Genomic DNA, 14,767 nt, shown 5'->3' on the forward strand with positions numbered 1-14,767 from the left:
CGCACCGGAACAGGACGGATCGACGCACCGCCCGGGTCAGCTTGCCCCGGCGCGCAAGGCCTCGCGATAGCGCCGGCTGCAGGGCACCGTGCTGCCGTCGTGCATGTGCAGCCGGGCATCGCCGCCGTCGAGCGGCTCGATTTCCTTGATGCGGCCGAGGTTGACGGCGTGGCTTCGGTGCACGCGCACGAAATGGGCGGGGTCGAGCTGCGCCAGAAAATCGGTGAGCGTGGCGCGCAGCAGGTAGTCGTGGCCGTTGACGTGCAGGCCGACGTAGTTGCCTTCGGCCTGGAGCCAGTCGATGTCGCTCGCGGCAATGAGGAACTCGCGCCGCAGCTTGCGCACCAGGAAGCGCTCGGGGCGCGCGGGCGGCGCGGCAGCCCGATGGGCTTCGGCGGGCTCGGCCGGCGCTGCCGCCGCCGCCTCGGGCGGGTCGAGCACGCGCGCCTCGCCCTGCAGCCGCAGCATGAACACGCCGTACACCCAGATGCCGAACACCATAGACAGGTAGGCGCGCACGTCCTTCAGGTATTCGTAGCCCCAGCGCCCGGTCCAGCCCGCGAAGTCGTAGCGCTCGCCAACCGCCGCGTAGACCATCGCGCGCAGCGCGAACATCGCCGCCACGTGCACCACGCTGAAGACCACGCTGGCGGCCAGGTGCCAGCCCAGGTAGCGCAGCAGGTGGGTGCGTGCGAGCGGCGACAGCCGGTGCTGGATGGCCACCACCGCCGGCACCAGCGCCAGCAGCACGAGGTGGCTCGACACCTCCCAGGTGACGATTTCCCAGGCGGCGCGCGGCACGGCGCGGTCGCGCGCGTCGACCAGCGCGACGGTGGTGTTGAACACCGCCTGCAGCGCCATGAAGACGATCCAGAAGCCCACTTCCACGCGGCGGCGGATGGGTTCGTAGCGCTCGTACAGGTTCTTCCGGGAATCTGCCATGCCCGGGATTCTCGCGATCCCCGCACCGGGCGGGCGAATTTCGTCCCTGCAGGGCACCGCTCGTCACAAAAGGCCCGCGATCCGTCCCGCGGGCAGGCCGTGCGCCGCGGATGGACGCAACCATCGGCCGATGAGCACAACCGCATCCACCCTGCCCGACCGGCGGCACGACATCGACGCGCTGCGCGCGCTGGCCTTCCTGCTGGTCATCCTGTACCACGTGGCGATGTACTACGTGGCCGACTGGCCCTGGCACCTCAAGAGCCCGCATGCCGCCGAATGGCTGCAGTGGCCGATGCGCATGCTCAACCTCTGGCGCATGGACCTGGTGTTCCTGGTCTCGGGCGTGTCGCTGGGCTTCCTGAGCCGCAGCCAAGGCACCTGGAGCCTGCTGCGCAGCCGCGGCGTGCGGCTGATGCTGCCGCTGGCCTTCGGCATGGCGGTGGTCGTGCCCTACCAGGCCTATGCCCAGGGCGTGGCCAGCGGCTTGGTGGCGCCGGGCTTCGGTGCCTTCCTGCTGCGCTATCTTTCGATGGGCGATCCGTGGCCGAAGGCGGCCTTCGACGGCGCGGAGTTCGGCATCACCTGGAACCACCTCTGGTACCTGCCCTACCTGTTCAGCTACACGGCGCTCATCGCGCTCACGCTGCCGCTGTGGCGGTCACCCGCCGGCCAGTGGATGCGCCGCCGATTCAACGGGCTGCGCGGCTGGAAGCTGCTGCTCCTGCCGGCGCTTCCGCTGCTGGTCTGGACGATGCTGCTGGCGCGGCACTTTCCGCCCACGCACAACCTGGTCCGCGACTTTCACCTGCACAGCATCTACTTCACCGTGTTCCTCTACGGCTACTGGATGGGCGTGGACACGGGCGTGTGGCGCGAACTGGAACGCCTGCGGTGGGTGTCGCTGGCGCTGGCCGCGGCGGCGATCACCGCCTTCATCGTGCTGCGGCTCGGCGTCAAGGGCCCGCCCTCCGGCGTACCGATGGACGCCCTGCGCATGCTCTACCTGTGGCTGGCGGTCGCCACCATCCTGGGCCACGGCCACCGCCACCTGAACCGTCCGTGGCCCTGGCTGCGCTGGGCCAACGAGTCGGTGTACCCGTGGTACGTGCTGCACCAGACGCTGATCATCGCGGGCGTTGCGCTGCTGGCTCCGCTCGCGCTGGGGCCGGTGCTGGAGCCGGCCTTGCTGGTCGCGCTGACCATCGTGGGCTGCTGGCTGCTCAACGACGGGCTGATCCGCCGCTTCAACGGGCTGCGGCCGCTGTTCGGCCTCAAGCGCCGGCGCGCCAGCGCCAAGACCGCAGTCACTTTGCGGGCGGAGGCGCTTCCACCGGAACCAGGATGGCAGTCCCCGTCGCCACGAGCTTGAGGCTGTCGCCATCGCCCTGGCCATAGAGCTCGGCGGTGGTGAACACCTGCTTGCGCCCCGCCTTCACCACCTTGCCGCGCGCGATGAAGGCACGGCCCAGCGCGGGCGACAGGCAATTCACCGAGAAGTGCGAGGCGAGTACGCGGCCCGCCACCGTGGCGGCCGCGAAGCCGCAGGCGGTGTCGAGCATGGCGCCGATCAACCCGGCATGCAGGAAGCCGGCGTACTGGCCCATGTCTTCCTCGCGCCATTGCATGCGCAATTCGGCTTCGCCGTCGGCGGCGCGCGTGACCTCGAAGCCGGCCCAGCGGTTGAAGGCAGCGGTCTTGTTGATGGCCTGGATGGTGTCGAGCATGGAAGGTCTCCTTGGAGCGGAAATGCACGGGCGATGCGCACGAGCCACTCTACGAAGCGCAGCCGCCATGCCTCGTCGCGCGCGCGACCGGCCGCGGCGCCGCGGTTGCGTTGGCGACAGCAACGCCCGCCTCAAAAAACTTCGCGATGGCTTAACCCCGTTGGACGAGCCCGGCCGTATGAGTGGAGACAAGCCATCCATCCACTTCCGAAGGTTCTCCATGCAAGCACCCTCCTCCGCCTTCTTTCTTCTCCGTGCCACCTTCGCCGCCACTGCCTGGCTGGCGGCAAGCGCCGGCGCCCATGCGCAAGCCGCAGCCGACAACTCGCGCATCACCCAGGTCAAGGTCTATCCCGGCAGCGCCACGGTGGAGCGCGTCGCGCGGGTGGCGGCCGGCAGCCGGTCGGTCACCTTCGCCTGCCTGCCCGCGGGCCTCGACGTGCAGAGCCTGCAGGTGTCGGCCGGCGCATCGGTGCGCGTGGGCGAGGCCTCGGTGCTCAGCGAGGCGCGCGAACTGTCGCCCCGCTGCGCCACCAGCGCGCTCGACGGCCGCATCCGCGAACTGGAAGACCAGAAGGCCGCCCTGCAGGCCGAGACCGATGCGCTGGGCATGGTGACGGGCTACCTCAAAGGCCTCTCGGGCGGCAGCGGCGAATCGGCCCAGGGCGCCCGCGCGCCGATGGATGCACGCAACCTCGCGGCCATGGCCGAGGCGATGCGCCGCACCGGGCAGGACTCATTGCTCAAGCAGCACCAGATCCAGCGCAGGCAGGCCGACATCGACCGGCAGCTCAATCCGCTGCTGGCCGAACGCAAGCGCTCGCAAGGCCACGGCGCACAGGTGATGGCCGTGACCGTGACGCTGGCCGCCAGCGCCGATGCCGACGTGAAGCTGAGCTACCAGGTCGCCGGCCCCGGCTGGACGCCCAGCTACCGCGCGCTGCTCGACACCGCCACGAGCAAGGTACGCATCGAACGCCAGGCGCTGGTGGCGCAGGCCACGGGCGAAGACTGGCGCGGCGTGAAGCTGGTGCTCTCCACCGGCCAGCCGCGCCGCGAAACCGCGGGCCGCACGCCCACGGCGTGGCGCATCGGCATCGAGCCGCCGCCGCGTGTCCAGGGAGGCATGGCCGCGATGATGGCGCCGGCGCCCGCCGCGCCCGCCGCATCCGCCGACCGGCTTGCCATGGCCGAGGCCACGCAGCCCCTGTTCGACGTGAACGTGTTCGACAACAGCTTTGCCACCGAATTCGCGGTGCCGCAGAGCATCGACGTGCCCTCCAGCGGCCAGCGCGTGACGCTGGCGCTGGGCCAGCACGAAGACACGGCCAAGCTCGCGGCCCGCACCAGCCCGCGCGTGGATGCCAGCGCGTTCCTGGTGGCCGAGCTCGCGCAGCCGGCCGGCGTATGGCCGGCCGGTGCGCTGCAGCTCTACCGCGACGGCAACTTCGTCGGCAGCGGCCGGTGGAGCGCGCCGAGCGACGCCAGGCTCACGCTCTCCTTCGGCCGCGACGAACTGGTGCGCGTGCAGGCCGAGCCCGAGAACGACAGCCAGGGCACGGGCGGCTTTGCCGGCTCGCGCGCCGAGCGCAAGGTGCAGCGCGCCTACGTGGTGGAGAACCGCCACCGCACGCCGATCGCGGTGCAGGTGCTCGAGGCGGCCCCCGTCTCGGTCGACGAACAGGTGCGCGTGGCCGCGCAGTTCTCGCCGCAGCCGGCCGAGTTGGCCTGGAACAAGCAGCCCGGGCTTGCCATGTGGCGCGTCGACCTGGAGCCCGGAAAGACCGCGCGCGTCGCGGCCGACTACAGCATCAGCTACCCGAAGGACGCGCGCCTGCAGATGCGCTGACCTGCCTGCCGCTGGGCGTCAGTGGGCCTTGGGCGACCGCGCCTTGCGGGCGGCACCGGCGCAGGCCGCGCACACGCCGTGCAGCGTCACTTCATGGCTTTTCACCTGGAAGCCCTTGGGCACAAGATCGGTCATCGGCCCGGGGCAGGCATGCAGCATGAAGACCTGCCCGCAGCTGCTGCAGTGAAAGTAGTGATGGTGATGGTCGGCCTCTTCGCCGTGCTGGTGCGAATGGCGGTGCGCATCGGGCTTGCAGGCCACTTCGTAGCGCGCCGGCTCGCCGGGCAGCTCGACCTTGGCGATCTCGCCGTCGGCCAGCAGCATGGAGACCTGGCGGTACACGGTGGAGAGGCTGATCTCGGGCACGATGGCGCGGGCGCGCTCGAGGATTTCAGGTGCGGTCAGCACCAGGCCGGTGTCGCTGAAGGCCGAGAAGACCGCGTTGCGTTGGCGCGTGAGGCGTTGCATGCCTCGATGATAGTGGGCGGGCGCCACCCGTTCAGCGAGCGCAGCGATTGGCCCGCATGCACAAGGCGGCCAGCGCCAGCGCGAACGCCGCCGCGCTGGCCCACGTGCGCCAGAGGTTCGCCGCGTTCCAGCGTTCGCGCGTCTGCGCCCAGTCGGGCGGCAGCGACCATGGATTCCAGGATTCGGTATAGGCATTGAGCGGCAGGTTGACCTGCGCGGTGAACAGCACGATGCCAAGGGCATACAGCACCCCGGCGCTCGCCAGGCACCACAGCCAGTGCTCGCGCCACGCCGGCCACGCCGCCAGCACGGCCAGCGCGCAGAACAGCGGCGGACCGAAGAAGAAGCCGAAGAACATCGCGTGCCGCACGTTGCGGTTCAGGGCGGACTGCACCAGCGCATAGGTGCTGCCGTCCATCTGCAGGGTGGCGAAGTTGACGTTGGCACTGTAGGTCCAGAAGAAGCCGGCCATCAGGCCCAGCCAGAAGACGGCGAGCGCGTGCAGCCCGAGCTGCAGGGCCGTCGGCGAGAAACGGAACATGGCGGTGTCCCCTCACGGAAAGCCCCAGTGTTCCAGCCCAGCCTGGAGCGCGCCTTAACCGTCGTTAAGCCCCATGCCTGCGCGCAGCCGCGACAACGAGACATCGGTCATTCCCAGGTACGACGCCAGGTGCCGCAGCGGAATGCGCTGCGTCCATTCGGGCCGCTCGCGCAGCAGCGCCTCGTAGCGCTGGCGCGCGGTGCACTGCAGGAAGACCTGCTCGCGCCGCATCTTGTCGTCGAGCAATCCCGCCAGCGCATGAAGCTGCAGCGCGGTCCATGAAGGCAGGTGCGCCACGGCGGCTTCGAGCGCGGCATACGGAAGGCGCCACACGATGGCCGGCGCCAGCGCCGCAATGAAGAAGGCTGCGGGCTCGCGGCGCAGCAGCTCGGTCACGGGCCAGATGAACGCATCCTCGGCATGGAAGTTCTTGTTCGACTCGCGGCCTTCGCTGTCGATGTAGAAAAGCCGCAGCAGCCCCTGCTCCACCCAGAAGGCATGCTGCCACGGCTCCCCGGCCGCCAGCAGCGTGGCGTGGGCCGCCAGCGTGGTGCGCTGCGCCTGGCCGGCCAGTGCAGCCAGCGCGGCAGGCGCCAGTTCCGGGAAGCGCCGCTCGAGCGCCAGCGCCCATGCGTGGCCTGCGGATTCGGCGCCCGTCGGTCTCATGCGTCCTGTTCGGGCGCGGCCTCAGGCTTGGGTTTGCCCTTCTTTCCGCGCGCCGCCTTCTTTGCCGCACGCTCCGCATCGGCGCGCAGCCCCTCGGCGAGCCACTGCGCAAACTCCTCGGGCGTCTCGAGCGTGACGCGCCCGAGGTTGCCCGCGCGGAACTCGTGCATCACGATCTCGGCCGCCTTCTGCAGGTTGACGCGGCCCTTGCCCAGCAGCGCGCCGCGCTTGCGGCCGATGGCGTCGAGCACTTCCTCGTCCTTCATGGCGGCAATGGCCGCGGCATCGAGCTCGGCCAGCTTGAAGCGCTCGGTGATGCCGGCCGCGTAGTGCGTCTTGAGGTAGTTGAGCAGCTCCAGCGCCACTTCTTCCTCGTCGAAGGCGTTGCGCCCGACGGCGCCGCTGGCCGCCAGGTTGTAGCCGCTCTTGGGCACCACGATGCGCGGCCACAGCATGCCGGGCGTGTCCCACAGGTAGAAGTCGTCGGCCAGCGTGATGCGCTGCTCCAGCTTGGTGATGCCGGCCTCGTCGCCGGTCTTGGCCTTGCGGCTGCCGGTGAGCGTATTGATGAGCGTCGACTTGCCGACGTTCGGAATGCCGCAGATCAGCACGCGCATCGGCTTGGCCATGCCGCCGCGGTTGGGCGCAAGCTCGTGGCAGGCGCGCACGATGGCCTGCGCGGGCGTGGTCAGGCTCGCGTCGAGCGCAATGGCGCGCGTGGCGGGCAGCGCGTTGTAGTGCGCAAGCCAGAGCGCCGTGCGCGCCGGGTCGGCCAGGTCCTGCTTGTTGAGCACCTTGAGCGTGGGCCGGCCGGAGGTGAGTTCGGCCAGCATCGGGTTGGCGCTGGAGCCGGGCAGGCGTGCGTCGAGCAGCTCGATGACCACGTCGATGTCCTTCACCCGCTCGGTGATGGCCTTCTGGGTCGTGTACATGTGCCCGGGGAACCACTGGATCGCCATCGATGGGTGTTCTTTCTTTCGCTCTGTGGGGGAAGGTGCGGGCCCGAAGGCCGGGTGCGCATTGTGGGCTTTGTGTAGCTGCGCAGGCCCATTTTGCCTGTGCCCGGGCGCACCGCGCCCTCTAGAATCCGCGCGCTGCATGCGCAGCCATTTTCAATAAATACCGAGGGAAATCCATGTTCAAGCGCCTTGCCGCTGCCGCCCTGCTGGCAGCCGCCGTCGTTCCCGCGACCGTCGTCCATGCCCAGCGTCCCTCGCCGCCGCCGGGCCCGCTGGTCAGCGGCTACCTGTGCTGCAACATGCGCACCTACGGCAACTCGATCAGCGACATCAACTACGACGAGCAGGGCACCAGCATCGTGGCCGTGGGCACGCCGGCGCGCATCACGGGCTACGACTTCCGCTGGTTCAACCTCGATCTCGCGGGCAAGCCCCAGCGCATCAAGAACGACTACAGCCGCAACATCACCCTGATCGACTTCGCGCAGCGCTACGTGGTGACCCAGGACCCGAAGCAGAAGATGGCGGCCTTCGCACCCGCCGTGCGCGACGCCATCATGGCCGGAAAGGTGGCGCCCGGCATGACGCGCGAACAGGTGCTGATGGCCATCGGCTACCCGGTGGCCAGCGAGAACCCCAGCCTCGATGCGCCCATCTGGCGCTACTGGCGCGACAGCTGGTCGGAGTACCAAGTGAGCTTCGACGACAAGGGCCTGGTCAAGGCCGTGGTAGGCGACCCGGTGGCGCTCAGCCGCGTGCTCGCAGCAACACCTTAGTTCGCTTCAGCGCGCGTCGCGGTGCGGCGCGCGCAATCCCCTAGAGGTTTTTGCATCGCGGGGGACGGTTCCGCCCCTATCATTTGACCGAGTGCGGCGCATGGACGCGCCGGCCCGAGCCAAACTTTTTGATGGAGCTACCGCGATGAAACCCGTCTCCGAACTGCTCAAGCGCCACGATTCCGCGGCCTGGCGCACCTCGCCCGACACCAGCGTGTTCGATGCGCTGGCCACCCTGGCGCGCTTCGAGGTGGGCGCGCTGATGGTGATGGACGGCGACCGGCTGGTGGGCTTCCTGTCCGAGCGCGACTACACCCGCAAGGTGGCGCTGCAGGGCAAGAACTCCAAGGAGATGAAGGTCTCCGAGATCATGACGCCCGACGTGATGACCGTGACCCCGCAGACCCGCACGCGCGCCTGCATGGCGCTGATGAGCCAGCGCAAGTTCCGCCACCTGCCGGTGGTCGACGGCGCCAAGGTGGTGGGCATGATCTCCATCCAGGACCTGATGGACGACATCATTGCCGACCACGAGGAAACCATCGCCCAGCTCACGACCTATATCCAGAGCTGAATCCCGCCTCGTCCCGGGGGTTGGGGAACACGCTACGCGTACCCGGGGCGTTCAGGGTGCACAGTAGAGGCTCGTTCATCCATCATCAGGGACAAGACAATGCAGATCCAGGTCAACACGAGCAACGGCATCAACAACAAGGATGCGCTGGAGCGCTGGGCCGATGCGGAAATCAAGCAGCAGCTGGGCCGCTTCGTCGACGACGTCACCCGCGTCGAAGTGCACCTGAGCGACGAGAACCACGACAAGGCCGGCGGCGGAGACAAGTGCTGCGTGATGGAAGCGCGCCTGGCCCACCACCAGCCGCTGGCCGTCACCCAGCACGCCACCACCCTCGACGAGGCCTTCCGCGGCGCGGCCGACAAGCTCAAGCGCCTGCTCGACAACACGCTGGGCCGCCTGAACAACCACCGCGACCGCGATTCGATCCGCAAGGACACGGGCTTCATCGCGGAGTAGGCGGCCGGCCGCCGCGCCTTTTCTGCCCGGGCGGCGGCGCGCGCGGCGCTTCGGCGGGCAGCAGCGGCGGCCTGTGGCCGCTCTGCATCCAGTCGTCGTAGAAATCGATCTTGCGCTCGACCAGCGACAGCGCCTGGTTCCAATCCGCGATGGTCTCGGCCACGCGCGCGCGGTGCGCGGCCAGCAGGTCGCGGCGCTGGCGCAGCGTGGCCTTGCCCTGCAGCGCGAGCGCGGTGTATTCGCGCATCTCGGCAATCGACATGCCGGTGCGGCGCAGCCGGTCCATCAGGTCGAGCCAGCCGACGTGCAGCTCGCCGTACAGGCGCCGCCCGCCTTCGTCGCGCACCACGCCGGGCACGAGGCCCTGCGTTTCGTACCAGCGGATGGCATGCACGGTGCGGCCGGTGCGCTGGGCCAGCTCACCGATGTGGAATGGGGTGCCGCCCTCAGCCGGCATGGGCAGGAACCGCAGCCGGCGGCGCCTCGAGCGCCCGCTCGACCAGTGCGGTGTCGAAGTACTCGGTCAGCTCTTTCACCTTGCCTCCTTCGATGCGGTAGATGTAGCAGTAGCGGTTGTTGTAGCGCTTGCCGGCCCGGGTGGGCACGTCGCCGCTGAACAGCACCACCACCCGGTCGCCCTCGGCAATGATGCGCTCGGTCCTGCTCACATAGGGGCCCGCAAACTGCGCGAACAGCGGCTTGAGCAGCTCTTCGCGGATCGCGACCTTGCCCGCATAGGTGCGCGACCACGGCGTGCTGCCTTCGAGCGTCCAGCGGGCGTCGTCGGCCAGGCTGTCGATGAAGAACTGGCCGTTGCCCTGGTCCAGTTCGGAATGGATGCGCTGCACCAGCGCCCTGCTGTCGTCTGTCGTGTTCATGGCTGCTTTCCCCGGATGGATGAATGAAACCGGAAGGCCCGGTGAATCCATTGGAAATGCTCGAGTGCACTCGAGGTCAAGCGGCCATGGACCGGATGGCGGATCAGCCCTTGCGGGCGTTCGCCATCGCCTTGCCGACCTCGTTGCTGCCCTGGGCCGAGCCGCTCTGCGGCACGATCTCGCCCTCGCGCGAAGTCACTTCGGCGAGCCGCGCAGCCAGCTGCTCGGGCGTGTCCGCGCCGATGCCGAGCCAGGCGCCCTGCGTCAGCGTGATGTGGGCGGCCTCGAAGGTGCCGGCGCCGGCGCAGAGAATGGTGCGGTTCGGCGCGTTCTCGGCCGCCAGCACCAGCATGGCGGGCACCACGGCCTCGGGCTTGAGCGCGTCCAGCACTTCCTGCGGCATCAGCCCCTCGGTCATGCGGGTGGCCGCGGTCGGCGCCAGGCAATTGACGCGGATGTCGTTCTTTGCGCCTTCGATGCTCAGCGTCTGCATCAGCCCCACCAGCGCAAGCTTGGCCGCGCCGTAGTTGCTCTGGCCGAAGTTGCCGTAGAGGCCGGAAGACGAGGTGGTCATGACGATGCGGCCGTATTTCTGCTCGTTCATGAGCGCCCAGACGGCCTTGGTGCAGTTCACCGCGCCCATCAGGTGCACGTCGACCACCAGCTTGAAATCGGCAAGCTCCATCTTGGCAAAGCTCTTGTCGCGCAGGATGCCGGCGTTGTTGACCAGGATGTCGACCCGGCCCCAGGCGTCGACCGCCTGCTTCACCATGGCCTGCACCGCCTCGAAATCGGTGACGGAGGCGCCGTTGGCCATCGCCTCGCCACCCGCGGCCTCGATTTCGTCGACCACGGCCTGCGCCGCGCTCACCGAGCCGCCGGAGCCGTCGCGGGCGCCGCCCAGGTCGTTGACCACCACCCTGGCGCCGCGCGCCGCCAGGGCCAGCGCATGCTGGCGGCCCAGGCCGCCGCCCGCGCCGGTCACGATGGCCACTCGGCCCTTGAAGTCGATGGTGCTGTTGCTCATCTCGCTGCTTTCTTTCCTTGGGAATGGGTGTGCCGAAGGCCGCCACGGCGGCCGCGTGGCGTTTTACCCCAGAAAGGCGTCCCGGCGGGACCGCCCGGAAGCGGGCTCAGTCGCGCGCGTGACGCAGCGTTTCGCAGTAGGCCACCAGCTGGTCGAGCTCGGCGGACTTGTCGAAGAAGGCATCGGCGCCCAGCTGCGCGGAGCGCTGGCGCATCTCGGAGGTGGCGTAGTTGCTCAGCACCACGACCTTCTGCTTGGCCGCGCGGTGGCGGCAGGCCCGGACCACGCCCAGGCCGTTGCCGTGCTCCAGGAAAAGATCGACGATGGTCAGGTCCCATTCGTCGCGGTGATGGTCGAGCCAGTGCACGGCTTCTTCCTCGCTGCTGGCGCAGGCCACCACGTCCGCGTCGGCCACGTCGTGCAGGAAGCCGACGAGGTTTTCGCGAATGAGCGGGCTGTCCTCGACAAGGTAGGCCTTGAAAGTCATGCCGCAATCTCCGGCCGAACCATGGGCCGGAATCGAAATCTGAAGCTGGCGGGTTGCATGCCGCCCATGGTCGCCCCGGCAGCGGCGGCCACGGTGGGCGATGCCGGCCAATGCCTGTAGGCCATCGCGCTTCGCGCCTGTCGTCAGGCGGGCCGTGTGGCAGTGGGACGCGCCGGGCGCTCAGGCCGCGACGGCCACCCGCCCGCGCCCGATTCCCAGGCGCGCGGGGGACACGTACTGCTCCCGGTAGATCTCGAACGGCATCGTGTCGGCGGCCTCGATGCGCTTTTGCTCCTGGATCGATTCCTCGGTCATGCGCTCGAATTCGGCCTGCTGCTCGGCCGAGAACGGCAGCGCCAGCAGCGTGGCGCGGGTCTGCTCCGCCTGCGCGCGCACGAAGCCGATGAAGGAATTGCCATGCTGCTCTTCGACCGCCGCCAGCACCCGCGCCGAAGGCAGGCTGCCGGGGTCCTGCAGCGCGGCCAGTGCGGCGTGCACCGCATCGGCATGCTGCGTGCCGCCGCTCGCGGCGTCGAGCGCGGCGGCAATGGGCCGGCACTGCTCGACCAGCTCGATGCCCCAGTCGGCCAGGCCCACTTCGCGGCCGCCGCGCAAGAGCTGCAGGCCCGGCTCGCGTCCGCGCGCCGCCGTGAGGTGCTGGTTGTGGGCCAGTTCGGCGATTTCCTGGGGCGTGTCGGCCGGGCTGTCGCTCAGGAGGCACTGCAGCAGGAACACATCGAGAAAGCGCATGGTCTGGGCATTGATGCCCACGGGCTCGAAGGGGTCGAGGTCCATCAGCCGCACCTCGACGTATTCGACGCCGCGCTCGCGCAGCGCATGCAGCGGGCGCTCGCCGGAGTGGATCACGCGCTTGGGGCGGATGGTGCCGTAGAACTCGTTCTCGATCTGCAGCAGGCTGGTGGCCAGCTGGTTGTAGTCGCCGCCGAGGTTGCGGATGCCGATGGCCTCGTAGGCCGGCCAGGGCCGCGTGAGTGCGTCCTGCAGCGAGGCGCCGTAGCCCTCGAGGCTGTTGTAGCTCACGGCCAGCGAGGCCTGGGCGTCGCTCTGGTAGCCCAGGCGCCCCATGCGCAGCGAGGTGCCGTGCGGCATGAACATGCTGCCGTCGCCCAGCGGCTGCAGCTCGTGCGGGCGCCCCGCGACAAAGCTGGAGCACAGCGCGGGCGAAGCGCCGAACAGGTACAGCAGCAGGAAGGCATGGCGCCGGAAGTTGCGGATGAGCGCGAAATACTGTTCGCTCGACACGTCGGGCAGCGACCAGTTGTAGTGGATGCCCGAGATGGTCTGCATGCGCCGCCCGTAGCGGTGGCTCAGCCCCATGCGGTAGACGCTCTTGGCGCGCCCGACGTTCGAGGAGCCGTAGCGCCCGATGGGAATGGTCTCGTCGGTCGGCAGGCCGCAGGGCATGCTCGACACCCAGAGGCGCTCGTCGCCGAGCGAGTCGAGCACGCGGTAGGTGAACTGGTGGACGCGCGTGAGCTCCTCCAGCGCCGACTCGGCGCTGGCATGCACGCCCGTGATGAGCTCGAGCTGCGATTCGCTGAAGTCGGTGGTGATGTGCGGATGGGTCAGCGCCGATCCCAGGGCCAGCGGGTGCGGCGTGAGCGCGAGCTTGCCGTCCGGCAGCGCGCGCAGGCTTTCCTTCTCGATGCCGCGCCGCATGCCCTTCAACCGCGCGGCTGAGAGCGCACCCAGCCTCTCCTGCAATCTGCTGCTCATATTGTTATGACCCGTCAATCTCTGAGGGGCTGGAAGGTAGCACGGCCGCGCGGGCGCTGCTCGTGCAGGGAATCCCGCCATCCGCTATGCTGCGCGCCGCTATTGTTTTGATAGCTTGGCTCATGCGGGCTCGATCTCTTCCGACTGGTAGATGGAGATCTGCGGCGTGCCGTCGGCCATGGCGGCCAGCGCCTTGCCGAAGGCGCGCGACGCCTCGACGCGGAAATGCGCCTTCAGCGCCGCCATGTCGCTCCAGCGCTCGACGAAGCTCAGCCGCAGCGGCTGCTGCACGTCCGCACTGACCTCGTGCGAGATGCAGCCGGGCTCGGTGCGCGAGCGCAGCACGTGCTCCACGCTGATGGCCAGCATCGCCTGCAGGGTTTCGGGTTTCGCCATGGCGTGTCCGATGACGAGGATCATTTTTTTGTCTCCAGTACGTGCAGAAGAAAGCGGTTCAGGTCGGCGATCTCGTCCATGCAGACCGAGTGCGCCATCGTGTACTCATGCCACTCGACGGCATAGCCCAGCGCGGCGAGCGCGTCGCGCGACCGCAGCGCCGCTTCGAGCGGCACCACCGGGTCCTGCCGGCCATGGGCCAGGAAGACCGGCGTGTCGTGGTTGGCCGCATGCCGCTCGGCCGCGGTCGTGGCGGCAATCGGCAGGTAGCCCGAGAGGCCGACGATGCCGGCCAGCCGCTCGGTGTGGCGCAGGCCCGTCATCAGCGCCATGGCGCAGCCCTGCGAGAAACCCGCCACCACGATGCGGTTGGCCGCGATGCCGCGGGCCTTCTCGCTGGCGATCAGCGCCTCGATCGCGGCCTGCGAGCGGCGCAGGCCCGCCTCGTCCTCGCGCGCCACCAGGTCGGCCACGGCGATGTCGTACCAGGCCGGCATGCGGTAGCCGCCGTTGATGGTGACGGGGATCACCGGTGCATTGGGAAACACGAAGCGCACCGGGCCCACGCTCGAGAGGTCGAGCTCGTTGGCAATCGGCACGAAATCGTTCCCGTCGGCGCCCAGGCCGTGCATCACGATGACCGTGGCGGTGGGATTGGGAGCGGTCTCGATTTCGATCGGGGAACTGGACATGGTCGGTAGAAGGTATTCAAAAAACGCGAAAAACCAGACCTTAGCGCATTCGGGCCGCCCGGGGCGCGGGCTCACGGAATGCAACACAATGTCGGTTCCACGGAAAACCCATGAGCCCGCATCCGAAGCCCCCCATTGCCGCGACGACGCCCGACAGCGAAACCCTGCTGCGCAGCAGCGGTCTGCGCGTGACGCGCGCCGCGCAAACCGTGCTCGAATTGCTGGAGCACGCCTCGCAGCCGCTCACGCACGACGACGTGGTGGCCGCCTACACCACGGCCACCGGCGAGGCGCCCGACCGCGTCACGGTGTACCGCGTGCTCGACCGCCTGGTCGACGCCGGCCTGTGCGACCGCCGCGTGGGTGCGGACCGCGTCAACCGCTTTTCGCGCCATGTGGAAGCCGCCTCGGGCAACACCTTCGAATGCGACCAGTGCCACAAGGTGCTCGCGCTCCCCTCCGATCCCGAGCTGCCCAAGGTGATGAGCCGGCTCGGCCGCGAGCTGCGCAAGCAGGGCATCGACACCCGCCACACCGCGCTCACGCTGCACGGCACCTGCGGGGAATGCAGGGGCTGAGGGAGCAGGCG

At 69.1% G+C, this 14,767-nt stretch carries 19 protein-coding genes; 6 read left to right on the forward strand and 13 right to left on the reverse strand.

The window, feature by feature from the left end; all coding sequences use genetic code 11:
* Positions 1-36: 36 nt before the first annotated feature.
* Complete coding sequence (locus ACAM58_RS17585; RefSeq protein ID WP_012748717.1) at positions 37-942, reverse strand: LytTR family DNA-binding domain-containing protein; 906 nt, start codon at positions 940-942, stop codon at positions 37-39.
* 130 nt (positions 943-1,072) lie between these two features.
* Here ACAM58_RS17585 and ACAM58_RS17590 point away from each other — a divergent pair, with 130 nt between their 5' ends.
* Entirely contained in the window at positions 1,073-2,314 is a 1,242-nt protein-coding gene (locus ACAM58_RS17590; RefSeq protein WP_015866402.1) for an acyltransferase family protein, read from the forward strand.
* Here the strand turns inward: ACAM58_RS17590 and ACAM58_RS17595 are convergent.
* A complete protein-coding gene (locus tag ACAM58_RS17595; protein WP_015866403.1) occupies positions 2,250-2,669 on the reverse strand; it encodes a PaaI family thioesterase in 420 nt (139 codons plus the stop codon). The genes ACAM58_RS17590 and ACAM58_RS17595 overlap by 65 nt on opposite strands.
* A gap of 220 nt (positions 2,670-2,889) precedes the next feature.
* Here ACAM58_RS17595 and ACAM58_RS17600 point away from each other — a divergent pair, with 220 nt between their 5' ends.
* The gene (locus ACAM58_RS17600) at positions 2,890-4,518 is read left to right on the forward strand and encodes a DUF4139 domain-containing protein (protein ID WP_015866404.1); all 1,629 of its coding nucleotides are present in this window, start codon (positions 2,890-2,892) and stop codon (positions 4,516-4,518) included.
* A gap of 18 nt (positions 4,519-4,536) precedes the next feature.
* Here ACAM58_RS17600 and ACAM58_RS17605 read toward each other — a convergent pair whose 3' ends face one another.
* From ACAM58_RS17605 to ylqF, 4 genes are read right to left on the reverse strand one after another with little or no spacing between them, the layout of a single operon-like run.
* Positions 4,537-4,986, reverse strand: a complete 450-nt coding sequence (locus ACAM58_RS17605) for a Fur family transcriptional regulator (RefSeq protein WP_015866405.1) — start codon at positions 4,984-4,986, stop codon at positions 4,537-4,539.
* Between the two features lie 31 nt (positions 4,987-5,017).
* A complete protein-coding gene (locus ACAM58_RS17610) occupies positions 5,018-5,527 on the reverse strand; it encodes a DUF1772 domain-containing protein (RefSeq protein WP_015866406.1) in 510 nt (169 codons plus the stop codon).
* A gap of 54 nt (positions 5,528-5,581) precedes the next feature.
* Entirely contained in the window at positions 5,582-6,193 is a 612-nt protein-coding gene (locus ACAM58_RS17615; protein ID WP_015866407.1) for a Crp/Fnr family transcriptional regulator, read from the reverse strand.
* Positions 6,190-7,152, reverse strand: coding sequence for a ribosome biogenesis GTPase YlqF (gene ylqF, locus ACAM58_RS17620; RefSeq protein ID WP_015866408.1), 963 nt, complete (start codon positions 7,150-7,152; stop codon positions 6,190-6,192). Before ylqF ends, ACAM58_RS17615 begins: the two co-directional genes overlap by 4 nt.
* Before the next feature lie 176 nt (positions 7,153-7,328).
* Between ylqF and bamE the strand changes: the two genes are divergently transcribed.
* The 3 genes from bamE (at position 7,329) to ACAM58_RS17635 (ending at position 8,961) form a co-directional block, all read left to right on the forward strand.
* Positions 7,329-7,928, forward strand: a complete 600-nt coding sequence (bamE, locus tag ACAM58_RS17625) for an outer membrane protein assembly factor BamE (protein ID WP_015866409.1) — start codon at positions 7,329-7,331, stop codon at positions 7,926-7,928.
* Positions 7,929-8,073: 145 nt separating this feature from the next.
* On the forward strand, positions 8,074-8,502 hold the full coding sequence (locus ACAM58_RS17630) for a CBS domain-containing protein (protein ID WP_015866410.1): 429 nt from the start codon (positions 8,074-8,076) through the stop codon (positions 8,500-8,502).
* A gap of 99 nt (positions 8,503-8,601) precedes the next feature.
* Positions 8,602-8,961: an HPF/RaiA family ribosome-associated protein gene (locus tag ACAM58_RS17635; RefSeq protein WP_015866411.1), complete on the forward strand. Its 360-nt coding sequence runs from the start codon at positions 8,602-8,604 to the stop codon at positions 8,959-8,961.
* Here ACAM58_RS17635 and ACAM58_RS17640 read toward each other — a convergent pair.
* The 7 genes from ACAM58_RS17640 to ACAM58_RS17670 all read right to left on the reverse strand — a co-directional run bounded on the left by ACAM58_RS17640 (position 8,948) and on the right by ACAM58_RS17670 (position 14,178).
* Positions 8,948-9,418 carry a MerR family transcriptional regulator gene (locus ACAM58_RS17640; protein ID WP_015866412.1) on the reverse strand — a complete coding sequence of 157 codons (471 nt, stop codon included), beginning with the start codon at positions 9,416-9,418 and terminating at the stop codon, positions 8,948-8,950. The two genes, ACAM58_RS17635 and ACAM58_RS17640, sit on opposite strands and share 14 nt — an antisense overlap.
* The gene (locus ACAM58_RS17645; RefSeq protein ID WP_015866413.1) at positions 9,408-9,839 is read right to left on the reverse strand and encodes a nuclear transport factor 2 family protein; all 432 of its coding nucleotides are present in this window, start codon (positions 9,837-9,839) and stop codon (positions 9,408-9,410) included. Before ACAM58_RS17645 ends, ACAM58_RS17640 begins: the two co-directional genes overlap by 11 nt.
* Positions 9,840-9,942: 103 nt before the next feature.
* Positions 9,943-10,866 carry an SDR family NAD(P)-dependent oxidoreductase gene (locus ACAM58_RS17650; RefSeq protein ID WP_015866414.1) on the reverse strand — a complete coding sequence of 308 codons (924 nt, stop codon included), beginning with the start codon at positions 10,864-10,866 and terminating at the stop codon, positions 9,943-9,945.
* Positions 10,867-10,972: 106 nt separating this feature from the next.
* A complete protein-coding gene (locus tag ACAM58_RS17655; protein WP_369663150.1) occupies positions 10,973-11,353 on the reverse strand; it encodes a response regulator transcription factor in 381 nt (126 codons plus the stop codon).
* 180 nt (positions 11,354-11,533) lie between these two features.
* Complete coding sequence (gene gshA, locus ACAM58_RS17660) at positions 11,534-13,090, reverse strand: glutamate--cysteine ligase (protein ID WP_015866416.1); 1,557 nt, start codon at positions 13,088-13,090, stop codon at positions 11,534-11,536.
* A 120-nt stretch (positions 13,091-13,210) separates the two neighbouring features.
* Positions 13,211-13,510 carry a putative quinol monooxygenase gene (locus ACAM58_RS17665; protein ID WP_015866417.1) on the reverse strand — a complete coding sequence of 100 codons (300 nt, stop codon included), beginning with the start codon at positions 13,508-13,510 and terminating at the stop codon, positions 13,211-13,213.
* Positions 13,507-14,178 carry a dienelactone hydrolase family protein gene (locus ACAM58_RS17670; protein ID WP_015866418.1) on the reverse strand — a complete coding sequence of 224 codons (672 nt, stop codon included), beginning with the start codon at positions 14,176-14,178 and terminating at the stop codon, positions 13,507-13,509. Before ACAM58_RS17670 ends, ACAM58_RS17665 begins: the two co-directional genes overlap by 4 nt.
* A gap of 110 nt (positions 14,179-14,288) precedes the next feature.
* Between ACAM58_RS17670 and ACAM58_RS17675 the strand changes: the two genes are divergently transcribed.
* Entirely contained in the window at positions 14,289-14,756 is a 468-nt protein-coding gene (locus ACAM58_RS17675) for a transcriptional repressor (RefSeq protein ID WP_015866419.1), read from the forward strand.
* Positions 14,757-14,767 lie beyond the last annotated feature (11 nt).

Origin of the sequence: Variovorax sp. V116, assembly GCF_041154435.1 — a bacterium.
In the GTDB taxonomy this organism is placed as follows: Bacteria; Pseudomonadota; Gammaproteobacteria; order Burkholderiales; family Burkholderiaceae_C; genus Variovorax; species Variovorax paradoxus.

Bases quoted from the DNA above. Each gene is read 5' to 3' on its own strand.
- ACAM58_RS17585 (WP_012748717.1), bottom strand. From the start codon at position 942: ATGGCAGATTCCCGGAAGAACCTGTACGAGCGCTACGAACCCATCCGC.
- ACAM58_RS17590 (WP_015866402.1), top strand. From the start codon at position 1,073: ATGAGCACAACCGCATCCACCCTGCCCGACCGGCGGCACGACATCGAC.
- ACAM58_RS17595 (WP_015866403.1), bottom strand. From the start codon at position 2,669: ATGCTCGACACCATCCAGGCCATCAACAAGACCGCTGCCTTCAACCGC.
- ACAM58_RS17600 (WP_015866404.1), top strand. From the start codon at position 2,890: ATGCAAGCACCCTCCTCCGCCTTCTTTCTTCTCCGTGCCACCTTCGCC.
- ACAM58_RS17605 (WP_015866405.1), bottom strand. From the start codon at position 4,986: ATGCAACGCCTCACGCGCCAACGCAACGCGGTCTTCTCGGCCTTCAGC.
- ACAM58_RS17610 (WP_015866406.1), bottom strand. From the start codon at position 5,527: ATGTTCCGTTTCTCGCCGACGGCCCTGCAGCTCGGGCTGCACGCGCTC.
- ACAM58_RS17615 (WP_015866407.1), bottom strand. From the start codon at position 6,193: ATGAGACCGACGGGCGCCGAATCCGCAGGCCACGCATGGGCGCTGGCG.
- ylqF (WP_015866408.1), bottom strand. From the start codon at position 7,152: ATGGCGATCCAGTGGTTCCCCGGGCACATGTACACGACCCAGAAGGCC.
- bamE (WP_015866409.1), top strand. From the start codon at position 7,329: ATGTTCAAGCGCCTTGCCGCTGCCGCCCTGCTGGCAGCCGCCGTCGTT.
- ACAM58_RS17630 (WP_015866410.1), top strand. From the start codon at position 8,074: ATGAAACCCGTCTCCGAACTGCTCAAGCGCCACGATTCCGCGGCCTGG.
- ACAM58_RS17635 (WP_015866411.1), top strand. From the start codon at position 8,602: ATGCAGATCCAGGTCAACACGAGCAACGGCATCAACAACAAGGATGCG.
- ACAM58_RS17640 (WP_015866412.1), bottom strand. From the start codon at position 9,418: ATGCCGGCTGAGGGCGGCACCCCATTCCACATCGGTGAGCTGGCCCAG.
- ACAM58_RS17645 (WP_015866413.1), bottom strand. From the start codon at position 9,839: ATGAACACGACAGACGACAGCAGGGCGCTGGTGCAGCGCATCCATTCC.
- ACAM58_RS17650 (WP_015866414.1), bottom strand. From the start codon at position 10,866: ATGAGCAACAGCACCATCGACTTCAAGGGCCGAGTGGCCATCGTGACC.
- ACAM58_RS17655 (WP_369663150.1), bottom strand. From the start codon at position 11,353: ATGACTTTCAAGGCCTACCTTGTCGAGGACAGCCCGCTCATTCGCGAA.
- gshA (WP_015866416.1), bottom strand. From the start codon at position 13,090: ATGAGCAGCAGATTGCAGGAGAGGCTGGGTGCGCTCTCAGCCGCGCGG.
- ACAM58_RS17665 (WP_015866417.1), bottom strand. From the start codon at position 13,510: ATGATCCTCGTCATCGGACACGCCATGGCGAAACCCGAAACCCTGCAG.
- ACAM58_RS17670 (WP_015866418.1), bottom strand. From the start codon at position 14,178: ATGTCCAGTTCCCCGATCGAAATCGAGACCGCTCCCAATCCCACCGCC.
- ACAM58_RS17675 (WP_015866419.1), top strand. From the start codon at position 14,289: ATGAGCCCGCATCCGAAGCCCCCCATTGCCGCGACGACGCCCGACAGC.